The 22,083-nt window shown below is 63.4% G+C and carries 11 protein-coding genes; 2 read left to right on the forward strand and 9 right to left on the reverse strand.

Annotated features, from left to right (window positions below):
• The 6 genes from ABWP22_RS10915 to panB all read right to left on the reverse strand — a co-directional run.
• Nucleotides 1-10,168, reverse strand: a 10,168-nt coding sequence (locus ABWP22_RS10915; RefSeq protein ID WP_353200006.1) for a beta strand repeat-containing protein, incomplete at its 3' end; no start/stop codon positions are given.
• Nucleotides 10,169-10,785: 617 nt separating this feature from the next.
• Nucleotides 10,786-11,634, reverse strand: coding sequence for a tetratricopeptide repeat protein (locus tag ABWP22_RS10920; RefSeq protein WP_353200007.1), 849 nt, complete (start codon nucleotides 11,632-11,634; stop codon nucleotides 10,786-10,788).
• A gap of 477 nt (nucleotides 11,635-12,111) precedes the next feature.
• Nucleotides 12,112-13,566, reverse strand: coding sequence for a ribosome biogenesis GTPase Der (gene der / locus ABWP22_RS10925; RefSeq protein ID WP_353200008.1), 1,455 nt, complete (start codon nucleotides 13,564-13,566; stop codon nucleotides 12,112-12,114).
• A gap of 28 nt (nucleotides 13,567-13,594) precedes the next feature.
• Complete coding sequence (locus tag ABWP22_RS10930; RefSeq protein ID WP_353200009.1) at nucleotides 13,595-14,968, reverse strand: PQQ-like beta-propeller repeat protein; 1,374 nt, start codon at nucleotides 14,966-14,968, stop codon at nucleotides 13,595-13,597.
• An 11-nt stretch (nucleotides 14,969-14,979) separates the two neighbouring features.
• A complete protein-coding gene (locus tag ABWP22_RS10935; protein ID WP_353200010.1) occupies nucleotides 14,980-15,744 on the reverse strand; it encodes a tetratricopeptide repeat protein in 765 nt (254 codons plus the stop codon).
• Nucleotides 15,745-15,845: 101 nt separating this feature from the next.
• Nucleotides 15,846-16,697, reverse strand: a complete 852-nt coding sequence (panB, locus tag ABWP22_RS10940; protein WP_353200011.1) for a 3-methyl-2-oxobutanoate hydroxymethyltransferase — start codon at nucleotides 16,695-16,697, stop codon at nucleotides 15,846-15,848.
• A 249-nt stretch (nucleotides 16,698-16,946) separates the two neighbouring features.
• Between panB and ABWP22_RS10945 the strand changes: the two genes are divergently transcribed.
• The gene (locus ABWP22_RS10945) at nucleotides 16,947-18,386 is read left to right on the forward strand and encodes an MFS transporter (protein ID WP_353200012.1); all 1,440 of its coding nucleotides are present in this window, start codon (nucleotides 16,947-16,949) and stop codon (nucleotides 18,384-18,386) included.
• 195 nt (nucleotides 18,387-18,581) lie between these two features.
• On the opposite strand, the gene ABWP22_RS10950 is transcribed toward ABWP22_RS10945, so the two are convergent.
• Genes ABWP22_RS10950 through ABWP22_RS10960 form a run of 3 tightly spaced genes read right to left on the reverse strand, consistent with a single transcriptional unit; the run spans nucleotide 18,582 to nucleotide 20,365 of the window.
• On the reverse strand, nucleotides 18,582-19,604 hold the full coding sequence (locus tag ABWP22_RS10950) for an acetamidase/formamidase family protein (RefSeq protein WP_353200013.1): 1,023 nt from the start codon (nucleotides 19,602-19,604) through the stop codon (nucleotides 18,582-18,584).
• 40 nt (nucleotides 19,605-19,644) lie between these two features.
• A complete protein-coding gene (locus ABWP22_RS10955) occupies nucleotides 19,645-20,052 on the reverse strand; it encodes an EVE domain-containing protein (protein WP_353200014.1) in 408 nt (135 codons plus the stop codon).
• Between the two features lies 1 nt (nucleotide 20,053).
• A complete protein-coding gene (locus ABWP22_RS10960) occupies nucleotides 20,054-20,365 on the reverse strand; it encodes an ArsC/Spx/MgsR family protein (RefSeq protein ID WP_353200015.1) in 312 nt (103 codons plus the stop codon).
• On the opposite strand from ABWP22_RS10960, the gene ABWP22_RS10965 reads away from it, so the two are divergent.
• Nucleotides 20,328-22,067 carry a recombinase family protein gene (locus ABWP22_RS10965; protein ID WP_353200016.1) on the forward strand — a complete coding sequence of 580 codons (1,740 nt, stop codon included), beginning with the start codon at nucleotides 20,328-20,330 and terminating at the stop codon, nucleotides 22,065-22,067. The genes ABWP22_RS10960 and ABWP22_RS10965 overlap by 38 nt on opposite strands.
• Nucleotides 22,068-22,083 lie beyond the last annotated feature (16 nt).

A 22,083-nucleotide genomic window follows, 5' to 3' on the forward strand; every position in this document is an offset into this window, starting at 1 on the left:
TGTCGCGAACCGTGATGGTGCCATCGGTCAGGCCAGTGCCACCCTGGTAATCATTCGCGCCCGACAGGATCAGGTTGCCGCTGTTCACCTTGGTGATGCCGCCAACGCCGTCAATCACGCCCGAAAGCTGCAACGTCGACGCGCTTGCGCCCGGATCAACCGTCAGATTGCCGGTCAGCAGCGTCGCCACATTGGCCAGGTTGAGACCCGACGTGCCGGCCACCAGGCTGGTGCCGCCGGTCGCCGTCAAGCGGCTGGAGGCCCGGCCAAGCGCCGTGTTGCTGTCGCGAACCGTGATGGTGCCATCGGTCAGGCCAGTGCCACCCTGGTAATCATTCGCGCCCGACAGGATCAGGTTGCCGCTGTTCACCTTGGTGATGCCGCCAGCGCCGTCAATCACGCCCGAAAGCTCGAACGTGCCCGTGCCGCTGTCCACCGTCAGATTGCCGGTCAGCAACGTCGCCACATTGGCTAGGTTGAGACCCGACGTGCCCGCCACCAGGCTGGTGCCGCCCGTCGCCGTCAAGCGGCTGCTGGCCTGACCAAGCGCCGTGTTGCTGTCGCGAACCGTGATGGTGCCAGCCGTCAGGGCCGTACCGCCCTGATAGTCATTCGCACCCGACAGGATCAGGTTGCCGCTGTTCACCTTGGTGATGCCGCCAGCGCCATTGATTGCGCCAGCCAGGCCAAATGTGAGCGCCTGGGTATCGACAATCAAGTTGCTGGCCGTCTGCAGGAAGACACCATTGCCCAGGCTGAGGTCTGCTGCACCGGCGCGCAGGGTCGTGGTCTGGCCGATGCTTTCCACAAACAAGGTGCTGATGTTTGCGCCGAGCGCCGTGCTCGAGCGGACCTCGATTGTACCGCCGGCCAGTTGCGTGCCGCCCTCGTAGCTGTTGTTTCCGGAGAGCGTCAGCGTGGACGTCGTGCGCTTGGTGAGTTCGCCAGCGCCCGAGATGATGCCGCTCAGCATGAGGTCATTCGGCCCCAGGATGGTGCCACCAGCCGCCAGTACGATGTTGTTGGACAAGCTGCGCAGAGCACCGCTGTCGTTGGCGATCGCGCCGTTGTTCAACGTGATCGCACCCGTGCCAAAGGCAGAGTCCGTGCCGGCATAGACCGCGGCGAAGTTCAGCGTCGTGCCACCGGTGAAATTGCTGTTGTTGCCATTGAGGTTGAGACGGCCAAAGCCGGTCACCAGCAAGGAGCCGCTGCCACTCACGCTGTTGGTCAGCGTCAACGTCGTGCCATCTAGGCTCAGCACGCCCTGCGGTGTGATATCGGCATCAATACCCTGCAGGTTCAGGGTCGTGGCGCCGTTCAGCACCACCGCGTTGTTCAGCGTGATGACCGAAGCGCCACCCGGCGTCAGGCCGGCAAACAGCGTCGTGTTCGCCGAGGTCGTCAACGCCCCGGTGCCGATCGAGTTGTTGTTGGTCACTGTCAGCGAACCAGCCGTCAGGCTGGTGCCGCCGATGTACAGGTTGCTGCCCGACAGGGTCAGGTTGCCCGTGCCCGTCTTGGCGATCGACCCGTTGCCCGACACGACGCCGGTCAGGGTGAAGCTGCCCGCGCCGCTGTCAACCGTACCTGCCGCTTGCGTGATCACCGCATTGGCCACCGACAGCGTCCCGCCGCCGTTGGCCAGCGTGGTGTTGCCGTTCAACGTGATCGCGCCGGTGCCTGCGCCCCGCGCCACATTGAGCTGCAACGTGCCGTTCTCCACGATGGTGCCGCCGGAGAAGTTGATGTTGTTGCCGCCCAGCGCCAGCGTGCCCTGACCCTGTTTGCGCAGCAGGCCGTCGCCCTGGACCTGGCTGTTGATCGTTGCCGTCACCGATGCGTCGGTCGACACGAACATGCCGGTGCCAACGCCCGTGCTCTGGTTGTCCAGCAGGCCGCCGGTCAGCGTGTAGCCGTTGGTGGTGAACTGCAGGCCCTGCGCATTGAACGTCTGCGCCAGCGTGACGGTGCCCGCCGTGCCGGTGAACACCGCAACGCTGCCGTTGATCCAATTGGTGTTCAACTGCGCTTCCGGCGTCAACGGATCATTGTCGAGCTGGCCCGTCCAGTTGGTGCCCAAGGCCGACCAGGTGCCGTTGTTGCCGCTGATCACGCCGTTACCGACGCCATCGCCGCCATCCCAATATTGGACAAACGTGCCCGGATTGGTGACGATAAGATTGACCTGGCCGGGAACCAGCGTCTGCACGGTGCCGGTGAAGGCACCCGGCAGGCTTTGGACGAACACATTGTTCGAACCCGTCATCAGGGTGCCCTGATAGGTGATCAGGTTGTAAACACCCAGGCCAAAGCTGGCGCCCACAGCTTGCGATTCGCGCACCGTGAGGCGGCCACCAAGCCGCAGGTTCGTCGTCACGATCTGGTCGTTGAGCGGGCCGCCACTGACGTAGCCATCACCCAGATCGAAGACCAGCGACGACTGCTCGTTGAGTAACAGCGTGCCGATGGTCAAGCGGCCAACCTGGCCGTCGCCACCGATACCGGCCGAGAGCACGCCGGAGTTCACCACTTCGACGATGCCATTGATGGTGCCCGTGCCCGACAGGGTCGCACCGGCCCGCACGTTGGTCAGCTGGTTGGCGTTCGTCAGCGTCCCGGTCACGGCCAGTTCGCCCTGCGCGACTTCGATCTGCGCCGCGATGCTGTTGGCCGCATTGGCCAGTGTCACCGTGCCCAGGCCGACCTTGTTGAACACATTGGTGTCCGCACCCGACACGACACCGTTCAGCACGAGGTTGCCGTTGCCGCCGATGGTGGCATTGGGATCGTTGACCGCGATAATGCTGCCGATCGTGCGCGTTGTGCCGCCCGTGTTGTTGCGGATGCCGGCGGCCTGATTGATGTTGACCGTGTTGTTGATGCCAAGCGCGTTGTCATTGCCAACCACGACGACGGCGCTGTTCAGGTTCACATTGCCGGTGAAGTCATTGTTGCCGTTGATGACGATCCGGCCCGCGGTCGCGCTGCTGGTGGTGAAGCCACCCGCGCCGGTGATCGTGCCGTCGAGCACCAGATTGGTGCCGTTGGTGCTGACCGCACCGGTCACCGGATTGATGATCAGCAGATTGCCGACCAGATCGATCGTGGTCTGGCCGCCAGCCAGCGTGATGTTGTTGCTCAGCGCGATCGTGTTGGCACCCGGCGCCAGGCCGGCGACGAAGGTCGTGCCGCCTTGCGTGGTCAAGCGGCCGGCGTTGCCAATGGCGTTGCCATTGCTGATCTGCAGCGAGCCGACATTGAGGTTGGTGTCCCCCGTGAAGCCCGTGTTGCTGCCGGTCAGGATCAGGCGGCCGCTGCCGGTCTTGGTCAGGCTGCTGGCGCCCGAAACCGCGCCGTCAAATTGGTTGGTAAAGCCATTGGTGTTGATGGTGCCCGCGGCATCCAGCGTGACCGTCTTGGCGGTCGTGAAGCTGCTCAACGTTTCCAGCGTGCCGCCCATGCCGGAGAAGCGGATATTGCCGCCACCCAGCGACCCTTCGGCGGCCACGGCAAGCGTGCCAGCCGTGATGTTGGTGCCGCCGCCAAAGCCGTTGGCCACGTTGGCCAGCACCAGGCGGCCCGCGCCAATCTTCTCAAGCGTTGCACCGCCATCAACCGTGTTGGTCAAGGTCGTCGAGCCGGCTTCCACGCCAAGCTGAACCACGCCCAATGTCAACACAAACGCGTTGCCAACCGTCTGGCCGCCGCTCCAAGTGCCGGTGGTGCCACCCGCCATCGTGACAATGCCATTGCCAAGTGAAGCGTTCTGCGTCGCACGGAAACTGCCGGTCTGGACGTCGGTGTTGTCATAGGTGTTGTTGAAGGTCAGCTGCAATTGGCCGGCGCCGGTCTTCACCAGATTGCCGCCTGAAATCAGCGCATCCTGGCTGAACACGGCGCTGTTCACGTCGAACGTGGCGGAGCCGGTGATGTTCACGGCGTTGGTGTGGGCGATATCCGTGCCATTGTTCATGGCGTTCAGGCTGCGCAGCGTGGTGGTGTTGGCCAGATTGACCGTGCCGGTGCCGGTGGCGCCATTGACGGCCAGGGCCAGCGCGCCGGCATTGACGTTGGTGTTGCCGACATAGGTATTGGCCGAACCGAGCACCAGTTCACCGTTGCCGCCCTTGGTCAGGCTGCTGGTGCCGCTGATGGCGTTGTTGATGCGGGCCGTGCCCGCCGTGACGTTGAGGTTCGCATTGCCGTCGATTGCCAGATCGCCCGCGCCGCCCAGCACATAGCCGGTGTCGGTGAAGTTGATCGTGCCGAACTGGCGCGTGCCTTCCACGTTTACCGCGCCGCCCGGGGTCGTGCCGCCGGCGCCGGCGCCGAATTGCACCACCTGGGTGAAACTGTTGGCATAGGCCAGGTTGAACAGGCCATCGCTGTTGGTGAAGTTGGGGAGCGCACCGTTCCACGTGCCCGGGCCGCCCTGGATGATGCCATCGATCGGCGTGCCGTTGCCATCAAAGAAATAGGTGCCGTTATAGGCGACGTTGAACAGCACGTTGCCCGGGCCCACGCCCACGCCAGTGCTGGTGGTCACGCCATAGGTCACACCCGCTGGCGGGGTGAGCAGATTATACCCGGCCGGCAGCGGCAGGGCACCATTGGTCAAGGTGACGCCGTTATCCGCCAGCAGATTGCCATACTGGAACAGGCGGTAGCTGCCGACGCCGATGTTGAAGTTTGCGCCAGCCTGAACCTGCAACCGTCCGTCAAGCGTCAGATCCGTGGTCACGATCGCCAGATCGTTGGTCATGCCAACGGTGTTGATCACATCCAGATCCCAGACGAGATCCGTGGCGTTGTTCAGCAGCAGGCTGCCGAACGTCACCGTGCCGGGGCTGTTGCCGGGGCTGAGCGTGCCGCCGTCGGCGATCACCGTTGCGCCTGCGGAGGTGCCCGCACCGGTCACACGCGTGCCGGTGGCAGCGTTGATACCGCCAACGATGCTGCCTTCGAGATCGATCTCACCGCCCACCAACTGGATGGTGCCGCTATAGCTGTTGGTGACGTTCAGGCGCAGGGTTCCCGCGCCGGTCTTGGTGAAATTGTCCACCCCGCTGACGGCGCCATTCCATTCCAACGTGTTGGCGGCATCCGCGATCGTGATGAAGTTGCCGGCAGCCGCGATCTCCAGCGAATTGGCTTGCCGGATGACACCGGCACCCACCGACGCCAGCGTGCCCGATTGCAGAACGACCTGGTTGTTGCCCAGCACATTGCTGTCGGCGACTGCCAGCGTGCCGCCGCCGGTGATCAACGTGCCGCCGCTGTAGTTGTTGTTGAAATTGCCGATCACCAGCGTGCCGGTGTCGCCCTTGACCAACCGGCTGCCGGTGATCTGGCCATTGAGGGTCAGCGTTTCGGCACCGGTCACATTGATCTGACCGGAGGGGCCAGCCAACGTGATGGCACGACCGCTGGTGAAGGTGCCGGTCGCTTCCAGAAGGCCGCCGTTGATGGTCACGCCGCCCGCTGCTGCGCCCAGCGCGCCATCGGTGGCGACCGAGACAAACGCATTGGTGCTGATGGTCAGGCCGCCTTCAAAGCTGTTGCTGGCATTGCGCAACGTCAGCGGCGCCCCGAACGGCGCGCCGGCCGTGGTCGTCACCGAAAGACCGCCGGTGCCCGACACAAGGCCATCGAACTGAACAATGTTGTTGTTGGTGTCGATCGTGCCGCCGCCGGACAGGACGATCGCATTGGTCAACGTGAGGTTGGCCCCCGCCGACAGCGTGGCGCCGTTCAACGTGATCGCGCCGGTGCCCGCAGACGTGCTGCCATTCAAGTCCAGGGTGCCAGCGACGTTGGTACCGCCCTCATAGCTGTTGTTGCCAGACAGGATCAGCCTGCCGGTGCCGGTCTTGTTGATCGACCCGGTCACGCCACCAATGTTGCCGCTCAGCGTCGCAACATCGACAGCGCCGACATCAACGCGCGTCGTGCCGCCCAACGAGAAGGCGTTGCCGACATCCACGCCATTGGCGAGATTGAAACCTTCCGCGGCGGCGTCAATCGTCACCAGATTGGCCACGGCGCCAAAGGCCGTGTTGCTGCCCACCACGATGAAGCCGGCGTTCTGGAAGAACCCGCCGGTGAAGTCGTTGTTGCCGCTCAGCGCCAATTGCCCGTTGCCGGTCTTGGTGACACCGCCCGAACCGCTGATCGTGTTGGTCAGCGAAAGCCCATTGGCGCCGACCGAATCGATCGTCACCCCGCCGGCCACCGAAATCAGATTGCCCAGCGCGACGGCCGCGCCCGAGCGCAGCGTCGTGTTCGCGGCGAAATTGGCGGCCCCGGTGCCCAGCGCCGAACCGTTGCCCACCACCACCGTGCCGTCATTGATCGCCGTCGGGCCGGTGTAGGTGTTGACACCATTCAGCACCAGGGTGCCGCTGCCGGTCTTGGTGAAGCCCAGACCTGCCGCAGCCTCGCCGATCGCAGCGTCCAACTGGAAGACATTGCCACGCGACGAAATCGTCGCCGTCGAGCCGGCCTCAAGGGTGATGTTGTTGTTGATGTTCGAGTCAGCAGCCGCTTCCAGCGAGGTGGCGCCAAACATCTGCACCACGCCAGCGCCCAGCACATTGGGCCCACCCAGAACCAGCGAGCCGCCAAGAACCTGCGTGCCGCCATTATAGTTGCTGGCGGCATTGGCCAGCGTCAGCGAACCAGCGCCGCCCTTGCGCAGCTGGCTGCCGCCGATCGCGCCGTCGGTCGTCACGCTCTGCCCGCCGGCCACGTCGATCTGGCCGAACGTGCCGCCCAGCGTGATGCCGCGTGCCGTGGTGAAGGTTCCTGTGGCCGACAGCAGGCCCTCGTTGATGGTCACCGAATTGGCCAGCGCGCCCAGCGCGCCGTTGGTGGCGACGGAAACGGTCGCGTTTTGCCCAATGGTCAACCCGCCGGCGAAATCATTGCCGGCATTGGCCAGGATGGCAACGCCGTTGAACGGCGCTCCGCCCACGTTGGTCACGGTCAGGCCGCCGGTGCCGCCGATTGCGCCATCGAACTGCGTACTGAACTGGTTGGCGGCGAACGTGACGCCGCCATTGAGGGTGATGACGTTGGCCAGCGTCAGGTTCGCACCAGCAGCCAGAGTGGTGCCGTTCGCCATCGTCACCGTGTTGCTGCCCAGCGCCGTATTGGTGCCCAGCGTGACCGTGCCTGCCGTGATGTTGCTGCCGCCGTTGAAGCTGTTGGCGCCGTTCAGCGTGGTGTTGCCCGCGCCGGAGAAGGTGATGAGCGCGCTGCCGGAAATGATGCCACCGAGCGTGCGCGCATTGCCATCATTGGCGATGCCGTTTGCCGTGTTGGTGGTGATGTTGTTGGCGATATCGGCGCCGACAACCAGATTGATGCCATTGGCCAGGTTCAGCACGTTGGCCGCATTGCCCAGCGCAGCACTGTTCAGCAGGCTGATCGCACCGGCATTGACGTTGACGTCGCCGGTGAACGTGTTGGCGCCGGCCAGGACCAGTTCGCCGGCACCCGTCTTGGCGAAGCCACCCGACCCGTCGACGATGCCGTTCAGACGCAGGAAATTATCCGAATCGAAGGTCACCCCGCCGGCGATGGTGATGTTGTTGGCCAGCGTGACCTGGCCGACATACGATCCCAATGTGGTGCCGGCCGCCATGACCAGGCCATCAGCGCCCAGACCATCATTGTTGTTGATGTTGATGCGGCCGGCATTGAGGGAGGTGCCGCCCACATAGCTGTTGGCGTTGCCGAAATTCAGCGTGCCGCCACCAATCTTGGTCAGGCCATCGGCGCCATCAATGGCCACGTTGACCGTCGCCGTCAGACCATCCGCCACGTTGATGGTGGTCGACAGACCAGACAGGTTCTCGCCCGAATCTTCCGGGTTGATGACATATCCATCGGTCAGGAAGTGGAGTTCTTCGAAGATCCGGGATTCCGTGAGCGTGACCGTGCCGGCCGTGCCCTGGAAAAAGGCGCGGCTGACATTCACCTCATTGCCCCACGGCACGACGGAAACGCCGGACGCATCGGTCCAGTTGGTGCCCGCTGGCGTCCAGTTGCCCGTGCCGCCATCGACACTGCCGGTACCGAACGGCCCGACGCCGTCCCAATAATAGTCTGCAACCAGAACGTTCAGATCGACAAAGCCGCTGCCGGCAAAGATATTATAGTTGAACCCGCCCGGCAGCGTGCCCAGGCCAAGCGCGCCGGACAAGGTGCCGGCATAGGTGAACAACCGATAGGTGCCGACCGTGAAGCCGGCCAGCGGGTTGATATTCAGAACGCCGCCCAGATTGAGGTTGCCGTTCACCACCACAAAGTCGTTGGGCGGGGTAACGGTGTCGATGCTCGGCGCGCCCAGGTCAAAGCGCAGCGACGAGCCGCCAGCAAGGGTCAGATTGTTCAGGGTCAGCCTGCCGATCGCATTGGCCCCCGTGGTCGCATCGCCCGGCGAGAGCGTGCCACCCGAATTGACCGTCGTCGTTCCGGCGGCAACAACGCCGGTTCCGCCAAACGATCCGCCGTTCACGGTCACGTCATTTTCCAACCGGCCGGTCAGATTCAACGTGCCGGCACTCACGGCCACACCACCGCTCACGATGTTCTTGGTGCCGAAGGCAGCGGCAGCATTGGAAATCGTCAATGTGCCGGTGCCGGCCTTGGTCAACCCGAGAAATTCGCCCGCACCGGTATTGGCATCATGCAAACGGCCCGAAAACACGGCATCGAAACCGCCGGTATTGATCGTGGCGCTGGTGGTGCCCACCACTGTCGCGCCGGTCACTTGCCGATCGATCGTCAGGCCCGGTGCAAGAATGCTGATGCCGGTGCCGGAGTTTTCAAAGCGGATCTGTGATGTCGATGCCACGGCGCCGGCACTGCCGATGCCCAGCACGCCGGCCTGGATGCGGGTCGCCCCGGTGTAACCGTTGGTCCCGCTCAACGCCACGGTGCCAGCCCCGCCCGAAGCGGCCAACACCACGGCCCGCGTGCCGGCGATCTCACCTGAAAGACCGAAGATGGAGCCCGCATTGCCGGCCTCGGCCGTCAGCGCCGCGGCACCCGCCACGAAATCATTGCCCAGCGTCACGCTCACGGCGGGGTCGAGCAAGGCGAGCACGGCACCGCCCAGCGTCACCGCGTTGCTGCCGAGCGCCGTGTTGGAACCGACTTCCACCCGGCCACCTTGCAGGGTTGTGCCGCCATTGTAACTGTTATTGCCGGCCAGTCGCAAGGTGGAGGCCGTGTTCGACTTGGTCAGGCTGCCTGCGCCGCTGATATCCCCGTTGAGACGCAGCGCCGTCGTTGTGCTCGGCGAAACGACCAGATTCGCATCCAACACGATGTTGTTATCGAGAAACACCGCGCCGGCACCATTGGTGCTGGCCAGTGTTGCAGCGCCGGTCACCGTCAACACACCGCTGCCCAATACATTGTCGGAGCCAACGGAAATGCCGCCGGCTTCCAGGGTGATGGCGCCCGTCGTGTTGGTCGGCGCCAGGCCGGGATCAGTGTTCGCGAAGGACTGGGTGCCGGTGCCGCGCTTGAGAATGGCGACATTGCCCTGCAGGGCACCATCGAACAACCGGCTCTCACTGGTGTTGATCGTCAGTGTTGCCGTGCCGACCGTGTTGGTCACCACCGAACCGGCGCTGCCCTGCAGATAGGTGATCGCATTGTTGAAACCAGCGAGATCCACCGTCGCCGTCGCCCCCCCCAAACTGGGCGTGATCAACAGATAGTTGTTGGGCGAAAGTGCGCTCGTCGAACCTGCCGCCAACGTGCCGCCAAACACCCGGAGGCCCATCAGCCCTGAAAAGCTGTTGTTGCCGGAAAGGGTCAGCGTGCCGGTTCCGCGCTTTTCGAAGCTCAGCAACCCCAGCGAGTCGTCCAGATCGCCACCAAAGCTCAGATTGACGTTGTTGGTAACCCGCAGAAGGCCGTTGGAGATCGCCGAGGGGTTGTTCAACGGCGCCCCGACAAAATCGGTGACAGCCACCAAGCCGCCGGCGTTGTTCAACGTGATGTCATAGGTCTGCGCCGTCGCCGGAACCAGCGCGGTGCCCGCCAGCATCGCCGCTGCGGCCGAAAGCCCGAGCCGCCGCACGAGGCGCTTGCCACGCGATTCGGTGGCCACAACGATGGTGGAATTGGCGCTAGCGACTTGAATCATATTACCCCCGGCAAATTACGTACCGAACCAGACGAGGCAGTCTTTACCCAAAACGCGGATCGATGCAACCTTCGTGAGCATCTTCAAGGCGAAAATATCATGACAAATCAGGGTGAAGCGTTTTTTAATCAATGAACTGATGTTAAAATTAGGATAAATTGCGAAGGGCGGTCGGGGCGCCGAAACGGAGGTTTCCTTGGCTGCGAAACGCGGTTTTCCCGCCTGCGACCACGCTCGACACCCGTCGTTGCAGCGCAGCGCCGCCGGCGGCAGATCGCCAAAATGGATGCAATCGGCGATCAGGGGCCGCCATGACGCGGCGCCAGCCCATCGCCATCAAGTGGACAGCCGAAGCAGGCCAATCGCCCAGATGCCCCCGTTTGGCGCGCTTGTTTCGTGTGAATCGGATTGCGCCCGCCGCGGAGGCTCCGCAGAATCGGCAGACCGCCCAAGTCCAGGTCACCCGACGGGCCACCGGTCAGATGCTGTTGAAAGCTCGACGGCGACGCGTCGGCACGATTGCCCGATGCCACGAAGGTGGGCAGGCACGGCCCCTGAGCCGTCCTCACCGGCGGCGGTCGCCGCGGCGACCGCCATTTCATCCTCCAGGAACGGCTTCAGCGCTTCATCCAGATCAGCGAGCCCGTCGCCACGTCCACACCCGCGGCAATCGCCAACTGCGCCGCGCGGGTGCGCAGGGACGGGCTGGCCTTCTCGTCCTTCACCAGCGCGATCAGGATCGGCCGGGCGGCTTCCGGGTGCCCGGCGCGGATATGCGCCACCGCCACCAGTTCACCGGCCACCCCGAACCAGGCGTTGCCGGGCACCGCCAGCGGCTTCAGTTTCGCCACCACATCGGCGGGGCGCAGGGAATCGAAACCAGTCCGCACCGCCTTCACCAATGCGGCATCGCGCAGTGGTTGCGGCAAGGCCGGATCATTGGCGACCGTCTCATACAGGCCGCGCGCCTTGGCCTTGTCGCCGCCGGCCAGCGCATCATTGGCCAGCACCATGCGCGCCAGGCCGGCATAGGCGCCGGGGCCATCGCGGGTCATCGCATCCAGCACCGGGCGGGCGCGGGCCCCTTCGCCCACTTCAAGCTGCTCGATGGCGCGGGTCAGCGCGGCCCCTGCGGCACCTGCCGCCTTGCCCTGCTGATCCTGCCCGTACAACCAGCCGGCTAGGCTGCCCACGCCCAGCACCAGCAGCATGATGGCGATGTCGGAAAGGGTCAGCGTGCCCGCTTCGCGCTTTTCGAAACTCAGCAACCCCAGCAAGCCGTCCAGATCGCCGCCAAGGCTTGGATTGATATGGCTGGCAAGCTGCAGCAGGTTGTTGATGATTACCGCCGGATTGTTCATCGCAAGCCCGACAAAATCGGTCACGGCCACCGCGCCGCCGGGGTTGTTCGCCGTGATATCATAAGGTTGCGCCATCGCCGGCGCCAGCGCGGCGCCAGCCAGCATCACTGCCGCGGCCAAAAATCCGGGCCGCTGCCCGAAGCGCTTACTGTGCGATTGTGTGGCCGCAGCAAGCGTCGAACTGGCGTTACAAACTTGAATCATGTTGCCCTCGGCAAAGTGCGTACCGAACCAGACGAGGCAGTCGTGACCAAAACCTGTTGCGACGCAACCTTCGTGATCACAATTAAAGCAACAATATCACTGTAAATCAAGGTGAAACACTTTTGAGCAAGTGAACAAATGTTAAATATGCGATAAACCGCGCAGGAATATCGACGCGCCGAAACGGAGGTGTCACTGACGACAAACCAAGGTTTCGCCGCCTGCGAATGCACAGAAGCATTGTTTGCGCTGCGCAGCCAGCAGCCGATCGCCCGTATGGATGCGATCGCCGATCCAAGCCCGCCATGACGCGGCGCCAGCCCGTCGCCATCCTGTGGACAGCCGAAGCAGACCGTTCAGCTGCTCCGTTTGGCGCGCTTATTTCTTGTGAAACGGATTGCGCCCGCCGCGGAAGCTTAACCGGATCGGCAGGCCGCCGAAGTCCAGATCGCCCGACAGGCTGTTGGTCAGATAACGTTGATAGCTGGACGGCAGCGCATCGGTACGGTTGCCGAACACCACGAAGGTCGGCGGGCGCGTCGCCACCTGCGTGACATAGCGCAGCTTCACCCGCGTGCCGCCCGGTGCCGGCGGCGGGTTGCGATCCGTCGCGGCCTCGAACCAGCGGTTGAGTGCCGAGGTCGGCACCCGGCGTGACCAGCGCGTGCGTGTGGTGAAGGCCACTTCGATCAATATATCCAGTCCCTTGCCGGTCATGCCGGAACAGGTCAGCAGCGGCACGCCCTTCACCTGCGACAGGCCATCATCCAGCGCCTTGCGCACGCCCTGGAACAATTTGCTCTGATCGTGCGCGGCATCCCATTTGTTGAGCACGATGATCAACGCGCGGCCTTCGGACAGAACCTTGTCGGCAATGCGCAGATCCTGCGCCTCCAGCCCCAGCGTGGCATCGAGCAGCAGCACCACCACCTCGGCGAAATCGATGGCCAGCCCGGTGTCGGTGGCCGCCAACCGCTCGAGCTTGTCGGTCACCTTGGCCTTCTTGCGCAGGCCGGCGGTGTCGATCAGGCGCACGGCGCGCAATTGGCCTTCGCGATCCGGCCATTCCCATTCGATGGCGATCGAATCGCGGGTGATGCCGGCTTCCGGCCCGGTCACCAGCCGCTGTTCGCCCAGCAAGCGATTGATCAGCGTCGATTTTCCAGCATTGGGCCGCCCGACGATGGCCAGCTTCAGCGGGCCTTCGGGTGCCGGCGCCGGTTCTTCGCCGTCGTCGTCGGGCGCGATATCGGGGTCTTCCTCGCCGGCGGCTTCGGCCGCTTCTGCCGCGGCGACCTCCTCCTCGTCCTCCAGAAACGGCTTCAGCGCTTCATAGAGATCGGCGAGCCCCAGGCCGTGTTCGGCCGACATGCCGATCGGTTCGCCAAAGCCCAAAGAATGGCCTTCATTGAAGCCGGCTTCGGCAGCCAGCCCTTCGGCCTTGTTGGCCACCAGCACCAGCGGCACGCCGCGCCGGCGCAGCCAGGCGGCGAAATGTTCATCCAGCGGCGTCACCCCGGCACGCGCATCATAGACCAGCAGCGCCACGGTCGCCCGGCTCACCGCGGCTTCGGTCTGCGCACGCATCCGGCCCGACAGGCTTTCCTCGCTGCCATCCTCGAAGCCGGCGGTGTCCACCGCCACGAAGTCCAGATCGAACAGGCTGGCGGCGCCTTCGCGCCGGTCGCGGGTCACGCCGGGCTGATCGTCCACCAGCGCCAGGCGCCGGCCGACCAGCCGGTTGAACAGGGTGGATTTGCCGACATTCGGTCGGCCGACGATGGCCACGCGCGGCGCATCGGCGGGAAGATCAAGGATATTGCCAACATTCATCGGAGCGCCTTACCAGCGCGACCGTGAATTAGCGATAGGCGGTCAGCGTGCCATCATCGGTCAGCACATAGGCCATGCCGCCCGCCACCACCGGCGGCAGATAGGCCGGTGCCTTCAGGCGGATCGTGGCCAGGCGCTTGCCTTCATAGGGGTCGATCGCCACAAGCTCGCGATTGGACCCCGCGAGCCACAGTTGCTCGCCAGCCAGCACCGGCCCGGCCCACTGGATCGGGTTCTGCTTCTTCTTGGGCTTGCGATACTGGTCCAGCTTGGTGATCCAGCGCACCTTGCCTTCGGCGCGGGTCACGCACAGCACTTCGCCTTCCACCGTGACGATGTACAGGAATTCGCCTGCCGCCCACGGCGTCCACTCGCCGGCAAAATTGCGTTCCCAGGCGCGTTGCCCGGTGGCGAGTTCCAGCGCGACCATGCGGCCGCCATGGCCAATGGCAAACACCCGGCCGCGATCAATCACCGGCGAACCATCGATATCGGCCAGCGCCGCCATCGCCGTCGATCGACCGGTGCGCGCCAGTTGATCCTGCCAGACCGTGCGGCCGGTTTCGGCGCGCAGCGCGTTCAATTCGCCCGAACAGAAGCCGACAACCACCGTATCCTGCGAGATCGCCGGCGACCCGGTGCCCAGGATGCAGGCGACTTCCACCGTGCCGGCAACGGTCCAGCCGAGTTCGCCGGTGGCACCGTCGATCGCGTGCAATTGATTGTCCTGGCTCAGGAAAAACACCCTTGTGCCCGCCACGCTGGGGGCCCCGCGCAGGGGCTGCACCAGCGCGCGTTCCCACAATATCTTGCCGGTCGCGGCATCCATCGCTGCCGCCACGCCATAGCCGGTGGCGACATAGACCCGGCCATCCCCATAGGAGACGCCGCCGCCGAAAGCCGGCCGGCTATTGCGCTTGGGCAGGCGCACGCTGTTCTGCCACGCCACGCGCCCGGTGCCGGCGTCAAAGGCGCGCACTTCGCCCGCGATATCGATGGTGAACACCTTGCCGCCACCCACCACCGGGGCCGCGTTCAACCGCGCCGTGGCGCTGCTGCCCTTGCCGATCTTGGCCTGCCAAGCCTGGCTGGGATTGGCGGCCAGCGCCAGATGCCCGCCGATCTTCGATGCCGAACCGCCGGGCTGTGCCCATTCGGCATTGGTTTCGGGCGGCGGCAAGACGACCGCCGTGTCCTTCAATTCGGTTTCGGCTTCGGCGCGGGTTTCAAAGCTGAGAATCGGGATGCGTTCGCCGATGGTCGGCGTGCGCTTGGCGGATTTCTTGAAGACGCCGCAGCCGGCCAGCGCCACGCAGACGACCAGCAGCAGCAGCGCCGAACGCCAGGCAGGCCGGGCCGGCGCGTCCGCCGCGACCGCAAAGGCGGGATCCGTCAGCTTCATCCCGTTCATCCTCACTGAGCGCCGCCGCCTTGCGGACCTGCCGGCGGGCCGCCGGCCGCACCATCGTCCGTTTCACTGGGCAGGCCCAGCGTGGCAATGTCCACACCCGCGGCAATCGCCAACTGCGCCGCGCGGGTGCGCAGGGACGGGCTGGCCTTCTCGTCCTTCACCAGCGCGATCAGGATCGGCCGGGCGGCTTCCGGGTGCCCGGCGCGGATATGCGCCACCGCCACCAGTTCACCGGCCACCCCGAACCAGGCGTTGCCGGGCACCGCCAGCGGCTTCAGTTTCGCCACCACATCGGCGGGGCGCAGGGAATCGAAACCAGTCCGCACCGCCTTCACCAATGCGGCATCGCGCAGTGGTTGCGGCAAGGCCGGATCATTGGCGACCGTCTCATACAGGCCGCGCGCCTTGGCCTTGTCGCCGCCGGCCAGCGCATCATTGGCCAGCACCATGCGCGCCAGGCCGGCATAGGCGCCGGGGCCATCGCGGGTCATCGCATCCAGCACCGGGCGGGCGCGGGCCCCTTCGCCCACTTCAAGCTGCTCGATGGCGCGGGTCAGCGCCGCACCGGCAGCGCCCGCCGCCTTGTCCTGCCGATCCTGCCAGTACAGCCAGCCGGCCAGGCTGCCCAGGCCCAGCACCAGCAGCGTGATGCCGATCCAGCCAAAGCGCTTCCAAAGACCGACCAGTTGCGCGCGGCGATATTCCTCATCGACCTCGCGCACGAAGCTGTTGTCGGCGGCGTCAGGGTTGGTTGGCGTGTTGGCCAAGGTGGCAGGCTCCGATCATATCGTTTCTGAGGCCGAGGGTTGTTGCCACGGCCAGTCTTGCCGGCGGGTGAATGCCCGACAGCGCCGCAAAGGTAAAGGCTTCAGCGATACAACTGGGCTTCGGTCGGAAAGGCCCGCGTGCGCACCCGCCTGGCATATTCCGTTGCCGCCGCCGAAATATGCGTGGCCAGATCGTCGAACCGCTCCACAAAGCGCGGCACCCGATCGAACATGCCCAGCATGTCGTCCACCACCAGCACCTGGCCATCGCACTGCACCGCCGCCCCGATGCCGATGGTGATGCAGTTCACGGCCTTGGTGATGTCGATGGCCAGGCCTTCCACCACGCCTTCCACCACCATGGCGAAACAGCCGGCTTCGGCCACGGCCTTTGCATCGTTCAGGATCTTGGCCCGTTCCGCCGGTTCCCGCCCACGCGCGCCATAGCCGCCCAGCGCGTTGACCGCCTGCGGCGTCAGGCCGACATGCGCCATCACCGGAATGCCGCGATCGGTCAGGAACTTGATCGTCGGCGCCATCACCGCGCCGCCCTCCAGCTTCACCGCCGCCGCGCCGGTTTCATGGCATACCCGCGCCGCGGTGCGATAGGCGGCTTCCGGGCTTTCCTCATAGGTGCCGAACGGCAGATCGATCACCACCACACTGCGATAACTGCCGCGCACCACGGCGGCGCCGTGCGCGATCATCATGTCCAGCGTCACCTTCACCGTGGTGTCGAGGCCATAAATCACCTGCCCCAGCGAATCGCCGACCAGCAGCAGATCACAGTGGGGATCGAGCAATTGCGCCATGCGCGCGGTATAGGCCGTCAGCATCACGATCGGCTCACCGCCTTTTCGCTTCTGGATCGCCGGCACGGTCAGGCGCCGCACCGGTTCCGGCACCGGGTGGGCGCGCGACGTGCTGGTATCAAGCGTGAAGGTGGTGCTCATGGCGTCAGTCAATAGGCTTGCCGGGCCGGCTTCTCAACCAGCGGGCGATTCCAGGCGACCGGGGCCGCCCGTGCGGCCGAGGAGACCAGCGCTGCGCAGCAAACGGGCGGTGTTCGATTTCGCCGCTCGGTCGGCCAAGGCCTTCGCATCCTGGCGATATTGTCGCGCTTTACAGGGGCTGCGAAGCCACTGATACTGCCTCTCAAGAAACTGTCCGCACAAAATGGCGGCAGGCTTGGGGTGAAAAACATGACGCCAGCAGATGTGCCGGGTGGCGCGCCAACATTGCGCACCAAATTGGCCTATGGCTTTGGCGCCGGCGCCTATGGCGTCAAGGATGGTGGCTTCAGCTATTTCCTGCTGCTGTTCTACAGCCAGGTGATTGGCGTGGATGCGCGGCTGGTCGGGTTGGCGATTACCCTTGCGCTTGTCATGGATGCGATCGTCGATCCGGTCATCGGCTATTGGTCCGACAATTTCCGTTCGCGCTGGGGACGCCGCCACCCCTTCCTCTATGCATCGGCGTTGCCCACGGCCGGCATCTATTTCCTGGTGTGGGACCCGCCGACGGGTTGGTCGCAGACGGCGCTGTTCTGGTATCTGCTCGGCCTGGCCAGCCTGACCCGGATCAGCATCAGCCTTTACGAGATTCCCAGCACCGCGCTCGGCCCGGAGCTGGCGAAAAGCTATGACGAGCGCAGCGCGCTGTTCGGCTGGCGGCTGTTCTTTGCCTGGGTGATCGGCAGCATCATGACGGTGGCCAATTTCACCCTGATCTTCCCGGCCTTTGCCACATCGGCCATCCCCAACGGCCAGTTCAACCGCGACGCCTATCAACTCTATGGCATGATCGCTTCGGTGCTGATCTTCGTGGCGATCATGGCATCCGCGCTGGGCACGCACAGCCACATCAAGCATCTGCGCAGCCCCCAGGCGCAGCGCGCGCTCGGCCTGAAAGCGATCTTCCGCGAAATTTTCGACACGATCGCCAATCGTGATTTCACCGCGCTGTTCATGGCGGCCATCTTCGGCGCCATCGCCACCGGCATTTCGGCCTCGCTCAGCTTCTATTTCTCGGCCTATTTCTGGGGTTTCACGTCCCAACAGATCGGTTTGATCACCATGAGCGTGTTCCTTTCCGCCGCCATCGGCGGAGGCATGTCGCCGTTGGTCAGCCGCCGGCTGGGCAAGCAGCGCGGCGCGGTGGTGATCGGGCTGCTGGCCGGGCTCGCGCTGCCACTGCCGATCATTTTGCGCCTGTTCGGTCTGCTGCCGCCCAATGGCGATCCGGCGATCTTCTGGATCGTGTTTTTCGTCACCATGATCGATGTCGGGCTGATCATCTGTTTCCAGGCGCTCACCGCCTCGATGCTGGCCGATCTGGTCGAGCAGGCCGAAGTGCGCACCGGCCGGCGCAACGAGGGCATTTTCTTTGCCGCCAACACCTTCATCCGCAAGGCGGTGCAGGGCCTTGGCGTCATGGCCGCCAGCTTCGTGCTGACCCTGGCGCAATTCCCCAAGGGCGCCAATCCAAGCCAGGTTCCGGAATCCAGCCTGTGGCAACTGGGCGCCACCTATGTTCCGGCGATCTGGCTGGTGTGGGGCCTGATGATCTTCGCCGTGTCGCGTTACAGGCTCAGCCGCGCCGGGCATGAGGCCAATCTGGCCACGCTGGCGGAACGCGGCTGACGCGCCTAGAGCGTTTTCCGACCAAGTTGGATCACCGTCATCGCCCTATCGGGCGACCCCTTCGGGGCGGGGCGGATTTGGCCCAGGGCGGCGTCCCTCGTCGGTTACGATGCAAAGAGCATCGCGCCCTCCTCGCTCCTTGCCCTGAACCAAATCCGCCGCCGTGCCGGTGACCCAGCTTGATCGGAAAACGCTCTAACGCGCTGAAAACAGGGCCTTGGGCAGCACGACATGCACGCCCTTGTTGCGGTCGACCAGTTCGGTGATTTCCAAATCCCCGGCCACGCTGATCAGCATATAGGCATCGTCGCGGCTCATGGCTTTGGCGCTCACCAGGAAATCGATCATGTTGCGCACCGCCTTGCGGGTGGCGTTGCTCAGATCATCGTCAAACCCCATGGCGATATAGGCGGTGGGGGTTTCGGCGCGCGGATAGGGCGCAGAAGTCCCTTGGGCCACCTTCTTGTGCAGGATGAATTCAAACGTGCCGATCAAGGAGGTTTCCAGCGCGGTGATCGTCACTTCGCCATTGCCCTGCGCGGCATGGCCATCGCCGGCCTGGAACAGCGCGCCCGGCACATGGACCGGCAGATACAGGGTTGTGCCGGCGACCAGCAACTTGTCGTCCATGTTGCCGCCGTTGATGCCGGGCGGCGCGGAATCCACCCGGCCGAAGGTCGCGGGCGGCGCCACGCCCATGCTGCCGAAGAACGGCGCCAGCTTCACCTCGATGCCGGGGCCGAATTTGCCGACCATGCGGTCCCGGTCCAGCGGCACGATCTTCGTGCGGGCATAGGGGAAATCATCGGTCAGAAAGCCGGCCCCATAGCGGAAGGATGTGTAGCTGTAGGGGATGGCAAGATCGATCTTCCTGATCCGCACTTCCAGCGTGTCGCCGGGTTCGGCCCCTTCAATGGCAATCGGCCCCGTGAGAATATGGCCACCCGGCCCGCGGGCTGACGCGGGCACGCCATCGAACACCGCGCGCAGCGCCGGCTCGATATCGGCCGGCGCCACCCCGGCGCGCTCCAGCCCGGCGGGGCTGTTGGTCAGCAACGTGTGCATCACCACCGTGTCGCCCGACTTGATGGTCAGCACTGGCTTGTCGGTGGCGTCATAATGGCCCCACGCCACGGTTTGCGGCGTGGGCTTGAGCGCATGAGTCTCTGCCAGCGCCGGCGCAGACAGGGTGAGGGCAATCAACAGGGGCAGGCGCATCAATTATCCTTCAATTGTTGGCGAGGTCACAAAACCGGCGTCAGCCTTCCGCCATTTCCATCACTACATCCCATTCCGCATCGGTGATCGGCACCACGCTCAGCCGGAACTGGCGGAACATCGCCATGCCGGCCAGCCGCGGTTCGGCCTTCATCGCCGCCAGCGTCACCGGCCTGGGCAGCAGCCGCTTCGGCCCGACCATCACCGCCGGAAAGCGCGCCTTGGGGTCGCTGGGATCGATGAAATGTTCGCCCACCACCTCGGCGATGCCCACCACGCACAGGCCCTCGTTGCTGTGATAGAAGAACAGCTCGTCGCCGATCTTCATGCTGCGCAGATAGATCGCCGCCTGGTTGTTGCGCACGCCATCCCACATGGTCTGGCCGTCACGCACCAGCATGTCCCAGCTGTATTTGAATGGTTCGGATTTCACCAACCAGCGCGCCATGTCAGGCCCCCACTTCCGCGGCCCACACGTCCGGCTTGAAACCGATCAGCGCCACATCGCCGCCCTCCACGATCGGCCGCTTGATCATCGACGGGTTGGCCAGCATCAGCGCGATGGCCTTGCCCGCATCCAGCCCGGCCTTGTCGGCATCGGGCAACGCCTTGAACGTCGTGCCGGCGCGGTTCAGCACCACGTCCCACCCCCAGCGCGCCACCCAGCGCGCCAGCGCGTCGGCGGGCACCCCGGCCTTCTTGTAATCATGGAAATCATGCGGCTTGCCGGCTGCCGCCAGCCAGGCGCGTGCCTTCTTCACCGTGTCGCTAATTGCAACAGTTGTACACACAAAGGATGATGCTACTTCGTCTGAGGTTAGCACAGAGGTGATGGGTGGCTCGTTCATGATTAAATCTGCGGTTCTGTATGCTCGCTTTAGCTCCATGGAGCAAGCTAAGGGCTCGTCACTCGAACGCCAGCTGAACGGGGGTAGGCAGTTTGTGGCCAGCAAGGGTTGGCTGCTCGAACATGAGATTGTCGATAAGGGCAAGAGTGCATTTCATGGCTACAATCGTGCAGAGGGATCAGGACTACACAAGTTCGAAGCTGAGGCGCGGGAAGGATTGCATTCAGGCAAGGTGCTTGTGGTCGAGAATATCGACCGACTGAGCCGCCAAGGCGCAAAGGCAGCAGCTCAATTCATATGGGCGCTTAACGAAGTTGGCGTATCGGTCGCCACGACACATGACGACTATCTATACGCTGCTGATGGCCAAAATTCGGACATGATGGAGCTTTTTTCCATCATAATCAAAGCGCAGCTCTCGTACGAAGAATCATTCAAAAAAAGCGAACGAGCTAAGTCCACTTGGCAAGGCCGACATGCCAAGATTAAGCACGGCGATAAAGCCACGACTGCCATAAGAGCGCCGGCATGGATTAACAAAAAGGGCGGATTTTACGTCTTAGACGAATATCGCTCCAGGGTCCTTAATGAGATTTATGACCTTTACATCGACGGCGTTGGCATATTCAAAATTGCTCAAATTCTAAACGATCGCTGTGAACCAGTTTGGGCAGTGCGGAAACAGGATGGCAAAGGGGGTTGGCACATTCCCTATGTTCATAGACTGCTAACAAAGCGAGCGGTTCTTGGTGAATATGTAACGGTGCAGGGGGAAACGCTGGCGACAGACTACTTTCCCCAAGCAATCAGCGCGGAGAAGTTTAATCGTGTGCAAGCCACCCTTGCCTCCAAGCCTAGCACCGGCGGCCATGCATATAAGCGACTTTCAAATTTGCTAACTGGGATCGTCAAATGCGCGGAATGCGGGGGGAATGCTGCGTATGAGAATAAGGGCACAAACCGCATTCAGCATGTCAAAAAGAATGGTGAACGTGTAACATATAATCGGAAACACTATGAGCGACTTCGCTGCAATAATGCTCGCAGAAAGCATACGTGCTCCAACAACACCCTCCACGACTATAAGACTGTGGAGACATGCATTTTGGATCACCTAGCCCTACTGCTTTACGAGGAATCAAACCAAGAAATTCAGACCAAATCCCTAACTGAAGCTATCGCCGAATTATCGCGGCAGATCGATGGCAAAGCGCAAAATATCGAGCACCTAATCGATGCATTAGCGGAAGGGAGCAAGGCAGTTTCAGCGCGTATCGTAAAACTGGAAGCTGAAATTGAGGGACTGCAAGAAACCCTTCAGGACTTACAGCATCAACTAGCCACCACCATATCGCAGCCATCAAAGGCGCATCAGATTGAGGTCGTAGAGGCGCTGCGCAGAGAGATAAACGACCTCGATGAACGCAAGCGATTTTTCGCCAGAAGCAAAGTCAATATGGCGCTAAAGCGCGTTATAGACACGATTCTTATAACACGAGAGGGCTTATTTCTCATCTCTGGATGGGATGAAGATGTATGGCTCATTTTCGATCAGCATGGGAACCGCGTTGATCTATACGAAAGCAGGAATGAGAAGATGGCAAAGCGAAAATAGACTAAATTTAGCCTTT

Source organism: Sandarakinorhabdus sp., from assembly GCF_040398665.1.
In the GTDB taxonomy this organism is placed as follows: domain Bacteria; phylum Pseudomonadota; class Alphaproteobacteria; order Sphingomonadales; family Sphingomonadaceae; genus Sandarakinorhabdus.

Bases quoted from the DNA above. Each gene is read 5' to 3' on its own strand.
- ABWP22_RS10920 (WP_353200007.1), bottom strand. From the start codon at position 11,634: ATGCTGGCTGGCGCCGCGCTGGCGCCGGCGATGGCGCAACCTTATGAT.
- der (WP_353200008.1), bottom strand. From the start codon at position 13,566: ATGAATGTTGGCAATATCCTTGATCTTCCCGCCGATGCGCCGCGCGTG.
- ABWP22_RS10930 (WP_353200009.1), bottom strand. From the start codon at position 14,968: ATGAAGCTGACGGATCCCGCCTTTGCGGTCGCGGCGGACGCGCCGGCC.
- panB (WP_353200011.1), bottom strand. From the start codon at position 16,697: ATGAGCACCACCTTCACGCTTGATACCAGCACGTCGCGCGCCCACCCG.
- ABWP22_RS10945 (WP_353200012.1), top strand. From the start codon at position 16,947: ATGACGCCAGCAGATGTGCCGGGTGGCGCGCCAACATTGCGCACCAAA.
- ABWP22_RS10950 (WP_353200013.1), bottom strand. From the start codon at position 19,604: ATGCGCCTGCCCCTGTTGATTGCCCTCACCCTGTCTGCGCCGGCGCTG.
- ABWP22_RS10955 (WP_353200014.1), bottom strand. From the start codon at position 20,052: ATGGCGCGCTGGTTGGTGAAATCCGAACCATTCAAATACAGCTGGGAC.